This window comes from Microbulbifer sp. HZ11 (assembly GCF_000708675.1).
Classification (GTDB): domain Bacteria; phylum Pseudomonadota; class Gammaproteobacteria; order Pseudomonadales; family Cellvibrionaceae; genus Microbulbifer.
In genome coordinates this window covers 128411-142560 of sequence record NZ_JELR01000001.1, presented here as the reverse complement: position 1 = coordinate 142560, position 14150 = coordinate 128411, and the positions used below count along the sequence as shown (strand labels likewise).

The 14150-nt window shown below is 55.8% G+C and carries 8 protein-coding genes and 1 pseudogene; 4 read left to right on the top strand and 5 right to left on the bottom strand.

What is annotated here, in order from left to right; all coding sequences use genetic code 11:
- The first annotated feature begins 26 nt into the window (after positions 1 to 26).
- On the top strand, positions 27 to 1289 hold the full coding sequence (locus AU11_RS00560) for an NAD(P)-binding domain-containing protein (RefSeq protein ID WP_081847854.1): 1263 nt from the start codon (positions 27 to 29) through the stop codon (positions 1287 to 1289).
- Positions 1290 to 1387: 98 nt separating this feature from the next.
- Positions 1388 to 2602: an MFS transporter gene (locus tag AU11_RS00555; RefSeq protein WP_197023731.1), complete on the top strand. Its 1215-nt coding sequence runs from the start codon at positions 1388 to 1390 to the stop codon at positions 2600 to 2602.
- A 126-nt stretch (positions 2603 to 2728) separates the two neighbouring features.
- On the opposite strand, the gene guaA is transcribed toward AU11_RS00555, so the two are convergent.
- Positions 2729 to 4306, bottom strand: coding sequence for a glutamine-hydrolyzing GMP synthase (guaA, locus tag AU11_RS00550; RefSeq protein WP_043315608.1), 1578 nt, complete (start codon positions 4304 to 4306; stop codon positions 2729 to 2731).
- Positions 4307 to 4445: 139 nt separating this feature from the next.
- Complete coding sequence (gene guaB, locus AU11_RS00545; protein ID WP_043315606.1) at positions 4446 to 5930, bottom strand: IMP dehydrogenase; 1485 nt, start codon at positions 5928 to 5930, stop codon at positions 4446 to 4448.
- Positions 5931 to 6090: 160 nt separating this feature from the next.
- Between guaB and xseA the strand changes: the two genes are divergently transcribed.
- Both xseA and AU11_RS00535 read left to right on the top strand, forming a co-directional pair.
- Positions 6091 to 7446 carry an exodeoxyribonuclease VII large subunit gene (gene xseA, locus AU11_RS00540; protein WP_043315604.1) on the top strand — a complete coding sequence of 452 codons (1356 nt, stop codon included), beginning with the start codon at positions 6091 to 6093 and terminating at the stop codon, positions 7444 to 7446.
- Positions 7447 to 7565: 119 nt separating this feature from the next.
- Positions 7566 to 9554: pseudogene (locus tag AU11_RS00535) on the top strand (transporter substrate-binding domain-containing protein); the annotation flags it as partial.
- Between the two features lie 280 nt (positions 9555 to 9834).
- Here AU11_RS00535 and AU11_RS18510 read toward each other — a convergent pair.
- The 3 genes from AU11_RS18510 to pdxH form a co-directional block, all read right to left on the bottom strand.
- On the bottom strand, positions 9835 to 10812 hold the full coding sequence (locus tag AU11_RS18510; protein WP_081847852.1) for an NAD(P)H-quinone oxidoreductase: 978 nt from the start codon (positions 10810 to 10812) through the stop codon (positions 9835 to 9837).
- A 77-nt stretch (positions 10813 to 10889) separates the two neighbouring features.
- Positions 10890 to 13190, bottom strand: coding sequence for a TonB-dependent receptor (locus AU11_RS00525; RefSeq protein WP_081847851.1), 2301 nt, complete (start codon positions 13188 to 13190; stop codon positions 10890 to 10892).
- Positions 13191 to 13461: 271 nt separating this feature from the next.
- Positions 13462 to 14100, bottom strand: a complete 639-nt coding sequence (pdxH, locus tag AU11_RS00520) for a pyridoxamine 5'-phosphate oxidase (protein WP_043315598.1) — start codon at positions 14098 to 14100, stop codon at positions 13462 to 13464.
- Between the last annotated feature and the right edge of the window lie 50 nt (positions 14101 to 14150).

Below are 14150 nucleotides of genomic sequence, written 5' to 3'. Positions count from 1 at the left end.
TACCAACCTTTACTGGAGATATATGCATGACATCTAACGCAAAAGACTTACCGGTTGCAGTCATTGGTGCGGGCCCTATTGGTTTGAGTGCTGCAGCGAACCTGATTGATGTCGGTCTCACCCCCATTATTTTTGAGTCAGGCAATCGCGCTGGCGCAAACCTAGCGAACTGGGGCCATGTGCGTATGTTTTCACCCTGGTCATACAATATGGACCCTGTTGCAATGTCTCTTCTTGAGAATACGGACTGGGCCGCGCCAGCCCCGACAGAGTTTCCCACCGGACGACAGCTACTGGAGCGCTACGTACTTCCTCTAGCGTCCCATGAAGCGATTGCTCCCCACCTGCATTTGAATACCCGCGTTGAAGCTGTAAGCCGTCAATATCACGATATTCTCCGAAATGCAGAACGGCCTCTCGCGCCCTTCGTAATACGCACCTCCAACACCGAAGGCGAAGGCGACATTATTGTTCAGGCAGTAATCGACGCGTCCGGTACGTATCAGACCCCCAACTGGCTTGGTGCTCATGGTATTCCAGCAATTGGAGAGCTTGCGGCTTCCCAACAGATTACCTATGGAGTACCTGATATTTTGGGCGCCGCCAGTGAACGGTTCGCAGGCAGATCCGTACTTGTGGTCGGCGGCGGCCATTCGGCATTCAACGCCCTACAGGACTTAGTCAAACTTTCAGATCAATCTGAGGGCATGCGAATCCTGTGGGGAGTACGTGGCTCTTCAGTAACAAATATCGTACGCTCACCTGAAAATGACGAGCTGCAAGAGCGTCGGCGACTGGAAATCTACATTCAAAAGTTACTTACCGAGGGAAGAATCGAGGTATTTACCGATCTAGCAATCGAAAATATTAGAACTGAAAACGGCAAATTATTCGTACAAAGCCGTTCTGGGCAACTGCCGCCGGTGGATCAGCTCATTGCCGCAACCGGGTTTAGGCCGGATCTTGCTCTATTGTCTGAGTTGCGCACCTCGCTTGACCCGGCCACAGAAAGCCCGGCGGGCCTGGGCCCGCTTATTGACCCAACCTTACATACGTGTGGTTCGGTCCCGGAACATGGCTCTGCTGAGCTTTCACACCCTGAGTCCGGTCTTTATATTGTGGGAATCAAAAGCTACGGGCGCGCACCAACGTTTCTACTGAAAACTGGCTACCGGCAAGTGAAGTCAGTAACAACCGCCCTGGCGAATCCAAAAGACAATCACCTCCCTGCTGCCAAACGCACCACTCCTTGTGATGCCTTGGCGGTTAACGGAGCTTGCTCACAATAAGAACCCAGCCCTCTGCTTGAAGTTGTACCGTGGCCCACAATTTCAACCAGAGGACACCCTATCTGTCACTTTAAATATGGTGAGGTGCAGTGCCAAACTTGATTCAGCGTTTCCCGCTATTCCTTATTGTGTTCGCCCAACTATGTGGTACCTCACTTTGGTTCTCCGTAAATGGCGCGGGCCTGGCCCTGATTCACGATATAGGATTAACCGAAGCTGATCTTGGGTGGCTGACCCTGGCTGTGCAGGCCGGTTTTATTACCGGCACGCTCGCAATTGCCACTACCGGCCTAGCAGATCGATTGCCTGCCAGCCGCATATTCGCGATTTCGTGTCTGGCAGGTGCCCTGGCGAATGCCGGCTTTGCGCTGGTGGCGGCTTATCAGCCATTTGATCTGCTCCTCCGGTTTCTCACAGGTCTAAGCCTGGCGGGGATCTACCCCCTGGGTATGAAGTTGGTGATCAGCTGGACGCCTAAATATGTGGGGGCCGCGATGGCCTGGCTCGTTGGAATGCTAACGTTAGGCACTGCCCTGCCCCATTTACTGCGCGGCGCGACATTGGGACTCCCCTGGGAATGGACACTTCTGGGTGCTTCCGGATTAGCATTACTTGGCGGAGCGGCTATTTTCGCTCTGGGTGATGGTCCGCACTTACCGCCATCGAGTGGCAAAGCACAGCTGCGAGAAGGGTTTGCCGCTTTCCGGGAAAGGCGTTTCCGCGCCGTTGCCATTGGCTACTTTGGGCACAGCTGGGAGCTTTATGCGTTCTGGACACTTGTCCCATTTTTGGTGACACGCGAGATGCTCCGTCTCAACGCGCCGGATTCCTCAATTCCGTTATTGTCATTCGCCATCATTGCAATTGGGCTGCTGGGCTGTGTGGGCGGCGGGGTACTGAGCCGACACGTAGGAAGCCTGCCAGTGGCGCGCCTGGCCCTGGCGTCCTCCGGGCTAGTCTGTATGGCGTATCCATTTCTTGCGTTTTTGCCACCCATAACGGTCCTCGTTTTACTCGCCATCTGGGGGCTCACTGCAATTGCGGATTCTCCTCAGCTGTCGGCTCTGGCCGCGGAAACAGCTCCGAGAGAGCGAATCGGTTCAACCCTGGCCATGTTAAATACCGTGGGCTTTGCTTTGACTATCCCGTCCATTGCAGTAACTACAGCACTGTGGCAATGGCAAGGGGTTTGGGTAACCTGGTGGTTACTTCCGGGGCCAGTGTTCGGGCTCTGGGCAATGCGCAGGCTGGGTCGACAAAAACCCGGCATAGATGTCTGCGGCACCTCCTTTCATCTGCCTCCGGAGAGGTAAATCACCAAGCTTTACCCTGCCAATCACTGCTGGAAACCACGCGCTTTAAACACAAAAAAGCCCATGAAAACATGGGCTTTTTTGTCATTTCTTGCTGGTTAGGAACAGCAGCTACCAAATGAGTACTTATTCCCACTCAATCGTAGCCGGTGGCTTACTGGAGACGTCGTAAGCCACCCGCGAAATGTGCTCGATCTCATTGATGATGCGGTTGGAAACCTTCTCAATCAATTCGTAGGGGAGATGTGCCCAGCGCGCGGTCATAAAGTCCACAGTTTCCACGGCACGCAGCGCCACTACGTACTCGTAGCGACGGCCGTCGCCGACAACACCCACGGATTTCACCGGCAGGAACACCACGAACGCCTGACTGGTCTTGTGGTACCAGTCCGCGTTGTGCAGCTCTTCGATAAAGATGGCGTCCGCTTCGCGCAGGATATCCGCGTACTCTTTTTTCACTTCCCCGAGAATGCGCACGCCCAGACCCGGGCCCGGGAAGGGGTGACGGTAAACCATGTCATAGGGCAGACCCAGCTCGAGGCCGATCTTGCGCACTTCGTCCTTGAACAGTTCGCGCAACGGTTCCACCAGTTCAAACGCCATATCCTCCGGCAGCCCGCCCACATTGTGGTGGGACTTGATCACGTGGGCCTTGCCGGTTTTTGCCGCAGCGGACTCGATCACGTCCGGATAGATAGTGCCCTGGGCCAGGAACTTCACATCCTTCAGTTTGGTCGCTTCCTGGTCGAAGATCTCGATAAAGGTATTACCGATAATCTTGCGCTTGGCTTCCGGCTCATCCACCCCAGCGAGACGGGACAGGAACTCCTCCTCTGCGTCAGCGCGGATCACCCGTACACCCATATTGTCGGCAAACATCTGCATGACCTGATCGCCTTCGTTCTTGCGCAACAGGCCGTTGTCAACGAACACACAGGTCAGCTGATCACCGATGGCCTTGTGCAACAGCGCGGCTACCACGGAACTGTCGACACCACCGGACAGGCCCAACAGGACTTTCTGATCCCCCACCTGTGCACGCACCTTGGCAATGGAATCTTCGATAATATTTTCCGGTGTCCACAACTTCTCACAGCCACACAGCTGAATGACAAAATGTTCGTAGATACGAGTGCCCTGCAGGGTATGGGTCACTTCCGGGTGGAACTGTACACCGAAGAAATTCTTTTCCGCGTTGTACATACCGGCAATCGGGCAGGACGGGGTGGAAGCCATCAACTCGAAGCCTTCTGGCATTTTCACCACTTTGTCACCGTGGCTCATCCACACGTCCAGCAGTGCATTGCCGGCGTCATCCAGGTGATCCTTGATGTCGTGCAGCAGTGCGGATTCACCTTCCACTTTCACCTGCGCGTAGCCAAATTCACGCACGTTACTGCCCTCTACAGCGCCGCCCAGCTGGTGTGCCATGGTCTGCATGCCGTAACAGATACCCAGTACCGGCACGCCCAGATCAAACACCGCCTGCGGCGCGCGCGGGGAGCCGGCTTCCGGTACAGATTCCGGGCCACCGGCGAGAATAATACCTTGGGGGTTGTACTCGCGGATCTCTTCGTCGCTCATGTCGAACGCACGGATTTCGGAGAATACACCCAGCTCACGCACGCGACGGGCAATCAGCTGGGTGTACTGGGAGCCGAAGTCGAGGATCAGGATTCGGCTGGAATGAATGTCTTGGCTCATGGCTTACTCGTAGGGGTTAATAAACGGCAAACGGACCCTGAGAGGTCCGTTTGCGGTTCACTTTAATAGTGCACTTCTATTTTTCGGAAAACATTCTGCGCGGCTTTGATTCGCGAATGGAACGTTACGCAAATGAAAATTAACGACCACCCACCGGGTAGTTCGGCGCTTCCTTGGTGATCTGCACGTCGTGAACGTGAGACTCGCCCATGCCAGCGGCGGTAACACGCACAAACTGAGGCTTGGTACGCATGGTTTCCATGTCGACGCTGCCGGTATAGCCCATGGCTGAACGCAGGCCACCCATCATCTGGTGAACAATGGCTGAGATCGGGCCTTTGTACGGCACGCGACCCTCGATACCTTCCGGCACCAGTTTCTCGGCGCCCTTACTGGCGTCCTGGAAGTAACGGTCGGAGGAGCCCTGGGTACGGGACATGGCGCCCAGAGAACCCATGCCACGATAGGACTTGTAGGTTCGGCCCTGATACAGCTCGACTTCGCCGGGGGCTTCTTCGGTGCCCGCCAGCATGGAGCCCATCATTACCGAGTAGGCACCCGCAACGATGGCTTTGGAAATATCACCGGAGAAGCGAATACCGCCATCGGCAATCAGCGGCACACCGGTACCTTCCAGCGCCTTGGCCACTTCCGCGATCGCGGAAATCTGCGGTACACCGATACCGGTCACGATACGGGTAGTACAGATAGAGCCGGGACCGATACCGACTTTTACTGCGTCAGCACCCGCTTCCATCAGCGCGGTGGCCGCCTCACCAGTGGCAATGTTGCCTCCGATCACGTCGACCTGCGGGTGCATTTCCTTGATTCGGCGCACTCGCTCGATCACATTCTTGCTATGACCGTGAGCAGTATCCACTACCAGCACGTCGACGCCGGCCTCAACCAGCGCGGCAACGCGGTCGTCGGTGTCCGGACTAGTACCGACGGAAGCACCGACACGCAGTCGGCCATCGGCGTCCTTACAGGAGTTGGGGTACTGCTCTGCCTTGTTGTAATCCTTGACGGTGATCAGGCCGCGCAGCTCGAACTTGTCATTGACGACAAGCACTTTCTCGATACGGTGCTTGTGCAGCAACTCACGCACTTCCTGGGGGGAGGCGCCTTCGTCACAGGTTACCAGACGCTCTTTCGGCGTCATGATCTTGGCAACAGGAATATCCAGGTTGGTCTGGAAACGCACGTCACGGCTGGTAACGATGCCGACCAGGTCACCCTTCTCCATCACCGGTACACCGGAAATGTTGTGGTGGCCCGTGAGCGCGATCAGCTCGCGTACGGTAGCGTCCGATTCGATGGTAATCGGGTCTTTTACAACACCCGCTTCGAATTTCTTGACCGCGCGTACCGCAAGCGCCTGCTCTTCAATAGACATGCTCTTGTGGATGATGCCGATACCGCCTTCCTGAGCCAGGGCAATGGCCAGGCGCGATTCGGTCACGGTATCCATCGCGGCGGACACCAGCGGAATATTCAGGGTGATATTGCGAGACAGTTTTGTCTTCAGGGAAACGTCTTTGGCCGTGACCTCGGAATAACCGGGCACAAGGAGGACGTCGTCAAAAGTGAGGGCTTCGCGTGCAATACGCAGAGATTCAGACATGGACACTCAAACCTCTAGGGAGCGGGATTGGGTATCGGCGCGATTATAGCCGCAACCCGCCCCGAAACAAAAGCCTATTTCTACAGGAATGGCAAAACTCTTTACGTGAACCCTCATCCTTGCAATATTGCCCGCCCAAGCCAGCCCAGTTGAGACGTAAATGCTAAATACTCCCCCCGGCACACCCAATCCACTCCCCACCGACGGCCGTCCGGTCATGACCGTCAGCGAACTGAATCGGGAAGTGAAACAGCTGTTAGAGGGAAATGTGCCGCTGTTATGGGTCGGAGGCGAGATTTCCAACTTTGCCGCCCCCAGCTCCGGACACTGGTACTTCACCCTCAAAGACGCCCGCGCCCAGGTGCGCTGTGCCATGTTCCGTGGGCGCAACCGCAGCGTGCGCTTCCAGCCCGGTAACGGTCGCGAGGTCCTGGCGCGGGCACGGGTGAGCCTGTACGAGGGGCGCGGCGAATTCCAGCTGATCATCGAACACCTGGAAGAAGCGGGCTTCGGGGCCCTGATGCGCCAGCTGGAGATGCTGAAGGCGAAATTGCAGGCCGATGGACTGTTCGATCTCGAGCGCAAGAAACCCCTGCCCTACCTGCCCGCCACCATCGGCATCATTACCTCTCCCACCGGTGCCGCTGTGCGGGACATGATCCAAGTATTGGGGCGGCGCTACCCGGCCGCGAAGATAGAACTCATTCCCGTGTCGGTACAGGGTCAAGGGTCGGCCCAGCAGATCGCTGACGCCATTCACATGGCCGGACGGCTGCAGCGCCACGACCTGTTGATCGTGGGTCGCGGCGGAGGGTCACTGGAGGACCTGTGGTCCTTTAACGAAGAGATCGTGGCACGCGCACTGGCGGCGTGTCCGATTCCAACAATTTCCGCGGTGGGACACGAAACGGATACCACCATTGCCGACCTGGTAGCGGATGTACGCGCACCGACACCGTCCGCGGCGGCAGAGATCGCCAGCGCCAATGCAGCCGCACTGTGTGAGGAAGTCGAGGGGTATCGCTGGCGCTTGACCCGCGCCATGGAAATTCAGCTGCGCCATCAGCGGCAGCAAATCCAGCTGGTAAGTAATCGTATCCGCCACCCCAGGGAGCAGCTGCAAAATCACGCGCAGCGATTGGACCACCTGGAAATGCGCCTGAAGGCCGCGGTGCGCACCCGCTCCCAGTCTCATGCCCAGCGACTGACACAGTTGGAACGCGCCCTGAATCAGGTACACCCCCGCCAGAGAATTGCGGTTGCGCACAGCCAGCTGGCCCATCAGACCCAACGCCTGCACAAATCGGTAGAGGCACTGCTACAACACAAGAAGGAGCAGGCAGCCTATACCGGCCAGTTGCTGAACAGTGTCAGCCCCCTGGCGGTGCTCGATCGCGGCTATGCCATTCTGCTTGATGAAAACCAACGGGTCATTCGACAGCCAGACGATGTAAAGTCAGGGCAGAAGATCACCGCGAAACTGAGCCGTGGACAAATCGCCGCACGGGTCGAGTAACAGTGACTTTCTCCTATTTCTTTTATCACCTCCTACTGCCCGGCAGATTGGAAACACCATTTCCGCTGTCGGGACATTAGCATTGCGGGCTATGCGATTCTGGAATTGCGGAGCTGCCCATGCGAATGCAACCCCACACTACAAGCTTCTACACCTACCTCCTGCACCTGACTCTGCTGTGTGCAGTGGCGGTGAGCGGCTGTCATAAGGACCCGACAGATCCCCAGGCAGATTCTCAGGTAGACGCCAAATCAGAGAGCCAACCGGAAAAACAACCACCCACAGAGCGCAAGTTTCACAAAGGCCCGTTTGAAAACTATATCGAGAAAGGTGACCTGGATGCCCTGGAGAAACGCGGTTCCATACGCTTTGTAAATCTCGTTACAGGTTTCGACACCATGCTGCCCCGCGCCACCATCGTCACACAACTGTACTTTGATCTCTCTGCAGATCTGGCCAAACGACTTGGTCTGGAGCCTTACTGGGTGACCGCTACAACCCCGGAAGAGGCGCTACAGATGCTGAATGATGGCCGTGCCGATGTGGTCGCCGCCAACCTCACCCGGACAGACGAGCGTGAAGAACGTTACGATCTCAGTGAAAATATCTACCGCGTTCGGCAACAGCTGATCACCGGAAAAGATGGCCCGAATATCAGTTCAGTGGAGGCATTAAAAGGCATCACGATTATCGCGCTCGCCGATAGCACTTACATGGATACCGCCAAACAACTGGTGGACAAGATCCCCGATGCCAAACTGGAAACCCTGGTTTTACAGGTCGGTGAACCCCTCGACCGCGTGTTCGATAAAATGAAGGCAAGAAAAAATGCGGTTATGATCCTGGACAGCAATATCGTCGAGGGATTTCTGTCGTATCGAGACGACCTGAAAGCTGGCGCTATGGTCAGCGGTGATCAGGATATTGTATGGGCCATGCGCAAAGACTCCTCTGAATTGCGTCTTCGCATCAATAATTTTCTCACAAAAAAACTGATCAAGGCCCCGGTCGAACGCACCGCGGATTGGGAAGCCATCAAGAAATCGGATATTATCCGCTTTCTTACTTACAACGGTCCTACCAGTTACTTTATGTGGAAAGGCGAACTGATGGGCTTCGACTACGATCTCGCCAAGGCTTTTGCGAAAAAGCACGACCTCGAGCTGCAATTGATCGCCGTCCCGCCCGAGGAGTCCCTGATTGAATGGCTGAAAAAAGGCCGTGGTGACTTCGCCGGTGCGTCCATGACCATCACGCCTGAGCGCAAGGCGCAGGGTGTAGCCTTCACCACACCCTACTTCGAAACCGCTCAGCAGATTCTCAGCAACAACGCCAAACCGGAGATCAAGACCCTTGATGATCTCAACGGGCGCACCCTCACACTGCGCCCGACAACCGCCTTTGTCGAAACCGCAAAAACGCTGCAGAAACGCGGCATCAAACTGAAGATCGAATTCACCCCACCGGAAATCAGCTATGAATCCATCATGAATATGGTGGCCAATGGTGAGGCGGATGTGACCATCGTCGATGCGCACGCCGCCAAAATACAGTCCATGCTCCGCGATACGTTGTCCGCAGGCCCGCTGGTCAGCGATCCGCTACCGCAGGGCTGGATGGTAGAGAAAAAGAGCCACGCGCTGCTGAAAAAACTGGATGCGTTTCTGTCCGATTATGTGAAAAGCGAGAGTTACGCCAAAAAAATCAAAACGTATTTCGAGCCTGACCGCACCGCAACCGCCAAACTATTGGAAAGCCTGACCCCGGACGGGGATCTCTCCCCCTTCGACAAACTGGTGAAGCGCTCGGCACGCAAGCACGAGTTCGATTGGCGCCTTATCGTTGCGCAGATGTGGCAGGAAAGCAGTTTTAACCCCAAGGCAGAATCACCGGTGGGCGCTCAGGGACTACTGCAGGTAATGCCGCGCACCGCTGATGAGGTCGGTTATCCTCACCCGCTTTTCGAACCCAAGCGCGGGATCGAGGCCGGTGTCAAATATCTCAACTGGGTACGCGATCGATTTGACGAGGACCTGACACTGGAAAACAAACTCTGGTTCTCACTGGCATCCTACAACGCCGGAATTGGCCACCTGTACGACGCCCAGCGGCTGGCGGAAGAACTGGGATTGGATCCAAACGTGTGGTTCGATAACGTGGAAAAAGCGATGCTCAAGCTTTCCGAGCCGCGCTATTTCAAAAAAGCCCGCTACGGCTATGTGCGCGGTGCGGAACCCGTGCATTACGTGCAGAATATCAGCAACATCTACAAAGCCTACACCGATCTGAAACCCGGTGATGTGGGTCATATCCGGCTTCAGGAACTGCCCACCGTTGCCAATCTCTCTGCACGGCTGGAGCATCTGTTGCAACAAGTGAAGATATCCCTCAATTCACCAGCACTATCTTGCCAATACTCTCACCAGATTCCATTTTCCGGTGGGCATCGGCTACCGATTGCAGCGGATATGTGGCCGTCACATGTGGACGGATCTTGCCAGCGGCAATCAGCGGCCACACATGCTGCTCCAGGTCCCGGGCGATTGCTTCCTTCACCTCGGGCGGCTGGGGGCGCAGGGTTGAACCGGTCAGCGTCAGGCGCTTCAGCATCACTGGTAGCATATTGACCTCCACTTTCGCGCCATTGAGGAAAGCGATATTGACGATGCGACCATCGCGAGCGGCACACTGGATATTGCGATCGACATAGGCGCCGCCCACCATATCCAGAATCACATTGGCACCATTGCCGCCGGTGGCCGAGAGTACAGTCTCCACGAAATCCTGCTCGCGATAATTGATTGCCTGTTCTGCGCCGAGCTGCTCGCATACTGCACATTTGCGATCACTGCCTGCGGTGGTGAACACACGCACACCTAAATTGGCCGCAATCTGGATCGCGGTGGTGCCGATTCCGGAGGAACCGCCGTGCACCAACAACACTTCACCGGACTGTAGGTGCGCGCGGTGCATCAGATTGCTCCATACCGTGAAGAACGTCTCCGGTAGCGCCGCGGCTTCGATGTCACCCAGTCCCTCGGGAATCGGCAGGCACTGCCCTTGGGGCGCAACCGCATATTCGGCGTAACCACCACCGTTGGTCAATGCGCACACCCGGTCACCGATCTTCCAGCGCTGCACACCACCACCGACTGCGGCAACCTCACCTGCCACTTCCAGCCCCATTACCGGAGATGCACCCGGTGGCGGCGGGTAATATCCGGCACGCTGCACAATATCCGGGCGGTTGACACCAGCCGCAGCTACACGAATCAACACCTCGCCAGCGCCAGCCTTTGGCAACTCGCCTTCGGCGACCACCATTTTTTCCGGACCACCGTGCTCTGGCAGGTCAATATATCGCATGTGATAACTCCGTTTTCCTGATACCTGAGCCCTAGTACGAAAAAGCCCGGCAGTGCCGGGCTCATAAAAACGAACGGTTATAGCTCGTAAGTTAATTCGAGGCCCCACACCCGCCCCTTATTCAGCGGGGTAAAGCTCGCACCGGGCCCACCCAATGTCGAGGGTAGTTGCGTGTTGTTGCCTTCGGTGACCTCATTAAGCATATTTTTCCCGAACAGTGCGAGACGATAGTTGCCGGAGTCGGGCACAAATCCGAGACTTACATCGAGCATATCCGCTTCCGACAGCATGCCTACATTATTGTCGGTATAGGGCGCCGCGTCACGGTGATTGAAGTTCAGCCGCGAGGTCAACACACCCAGACTACCCATCTGCAGATCATGCACCACGCCGACTCCGTAAGTCCAGGGCGCGAGACGCGGTATATCAAGGGCAAGATCCTGTTCATCAACCATCCCGTCGCCGCTGATGTCACCACGAACGCTATCGTAAGCACCATCAACATATCCCACGTTTGCAGTGAACAGCAGATTCTCGCTAGCCACTGCCATCAATTCGAACTCCGCCCCCTGAATGGTGGCATCCGCGGTATTGCGAATATACTGAACAACCGAAAATACGGGATCCGTCAGGTTTTCCTCACGCTGCATATCGTCAATGGTGTTGTGGAACAGGGCTACGTTGGTGCGCAGCCGCCCATCCAGCCACTCCGCTTTTCCGCCGATCTCAAACGATGTCTGCTCCTCCTGATCCGTGGGGCCAGGTTCATGTAACAGCCCGGTATTCCGCATGTTGTATCCGCCACTGCGGAACCCTTTGGTCCAGTAGCTGTAGATCTGTGCGGTGTCCGATAGATTCCACTGAAGGCCTACTTTGGGCGTAAACGCATTCCAGCGCGCACTGTCGTCGAAATCATAAAATGCACAGCCTTCCAGATCGCATAGGGTCGACGCCGTCACCACAGGATTAATGGTGGCAACTTTTGCGGATTTTTCTTCGGTGGAATAACGCCCGCCCAGAGTCAGTACCCAGGCTTCGTTCAGGTCGATATCCGCCTGGGCGAACACACCCAGCGCCTCATGTTCCTGCAAACCGCCACCGGTAATATCAAGACCATTGAGGGGCAACTGGCGATTTTCAAAGTAGGCCAGGTCCTGGCTGAACCAGTACAACCCGGTGGTCACGGCGGCCGCACCGAAACGGCCGGCGTAGCGCAACTCATTACTCAACTGGCTCTGGTCGATACTGGTATGGGCGTGAAACGCGGTAATAGGCAAAGAGTCGATATCACCCAGGCCAATCGCCGCATATTCACGCCAGGCCAGAATATTGGTAATGGTACCGTCACCAAAGGCGACATCCTGATTGAACTCGGTAATCACCTGCGACCATTCGTCGTTTTGATAGCCCGGTTCGTTCTGGGCAATTTCAAACGAGCCTTCGCCGTTATCCCAATCAGAGACATCGACTCCAAATAGTGGGTAGGCCGGGAAATTAGCGGCCAGTGCGCCGCGGTTCTGCGCCACCACGCCGGCGGCGTCCATGCGTCCGTGCTCCATCCGCACCAACAATTCAGCTGACTCACTCAGGGCGATACTCAGGCTCGGCCGCACAAACCAGGTATCCGAGGCACCGGCCTGGTCATCACCAGTGTATACATTCTCGAACCAGCCCTGATCATCATTGTAATAGGCAGTGATTCGACCATTAACCCGCTCGGAAATAGCACCGTTTACGGTGGCCGCAGCAACGGTATCGAGATTGTCCGTCGTTGAGAGTTTGAACTTGCTGGAGAACTCTTCGGATGGACGCGCGGTTTTTATCACCACAGCACCACCAGTCACATTGCGGCCAAACAACAGTCCCTGCGGCCCGCGCAGCACCTCGATACCTTCCAGGTCAAACATGTCGGTGACAACCCCGGCATTCACCCCCATGTACATTCCGTCGACAAACACTCCTACAGTAGGATCAATGGAGGGAATCGAGCTGTTTACTCCCAGACCGCGCACGGTAAAGTTGGCCGTATTCTTGACGGTACCGATATCCTCCAGTTGCACGTTTGGCATCTTGAAAGAGAGACTTTGCAGATCTCGCGTCTGTAGTGCCTCCAGTTGGTCCCCGGAATAGGCAGTAGCAGCCACGGGCACTTGCTGCAGCTGTTCAGCCTCCGCGCGCTTGCGCGCAGTAACCTGAACCTCTTCCATCAAAGTATTGACAGAACTCTCCACTGCGCGCGCATCACCGGAACCACACACAACCGAAAGTACAAATACAGAACAGGCCGAAGCCAGGGTCAGGCTCGCGCTTTTCTTTCGTTCACAGGTGGAATTAAAGGGGGTAATAGGCGTATTGAAAGCATTGGAATCGCTTCCCATAATCTCTCTCCATTGCACTGAGTTATTTTTATGTAATTTCCAGCAACAGATTCACTATGACCGGTATTGCTTGTCGCCAATACCTCTGACAACCCGATCTGAAACCGCGCTGTTTTTGCCGACACTCTCCAATGCCGGCAATCAAAGACTACAAGAGCTGTCCGAGTTTCAAAAGTTTATTTTTAGATATTCACTCAGGCTATTGCACACTCGTCCAACCATAGCTTTCAGGGATAACCATAGCTTTCAGGGATAATAGCAGCGAGGCGGATCAGGGGCTCAGCCGTTCCAGCTGCCATTCCCCACTCTGCATGGTGCGATAGACGAAACGATCGTGTAGCCGGGACGCCCTGCCCTGCCAGAACTCGATGGCGTGAGGCACAACCCGATAACCACCCCAGAAGTCCGGGCGCGGCACCGCGGAGTCTGCAAACTTTTTCGCGCAGGCCGCGAACTGATCCTCCAATACCTGACGCGACACTATGGCATCACTCTGATGCGATGCCCAGGCGGCAATCTGGCTCTCTCTGGGGCGCGTACTGAAATACGCGTCCGCCTCGCTATCGGCCACCTGCTCAGCGACGCCGCGCACGATGACCTGGCGCTCGAGAAAATGCCAGGGAAATAATAGGGATACCTGCGGATTCGCGGCGATATCCCAGGCCTTCTGGCTTTTCAGGTTGGTATAGAAAACAAAGCCCGCCTCGTCAAACCCTTTCAACAACACGATACGTTGTGATGGCTGACCGCTGGCATCGGCGGTACCCAGGCACATGGCGCTGGGGTCCGAGATATTCGTTTTGACCACCTCTTCCAGCCAACTGCGAAACTGGCTGATCGGATCATCCGCCAGGTCTTCCCGCTGCAGGCCACCTTGCAGGTAATCTCTACGCCACTGATCAATTTCCATCGCTGTCATTTCCTTTACAACTCATTACATACAGCTCAACTTAACCATTG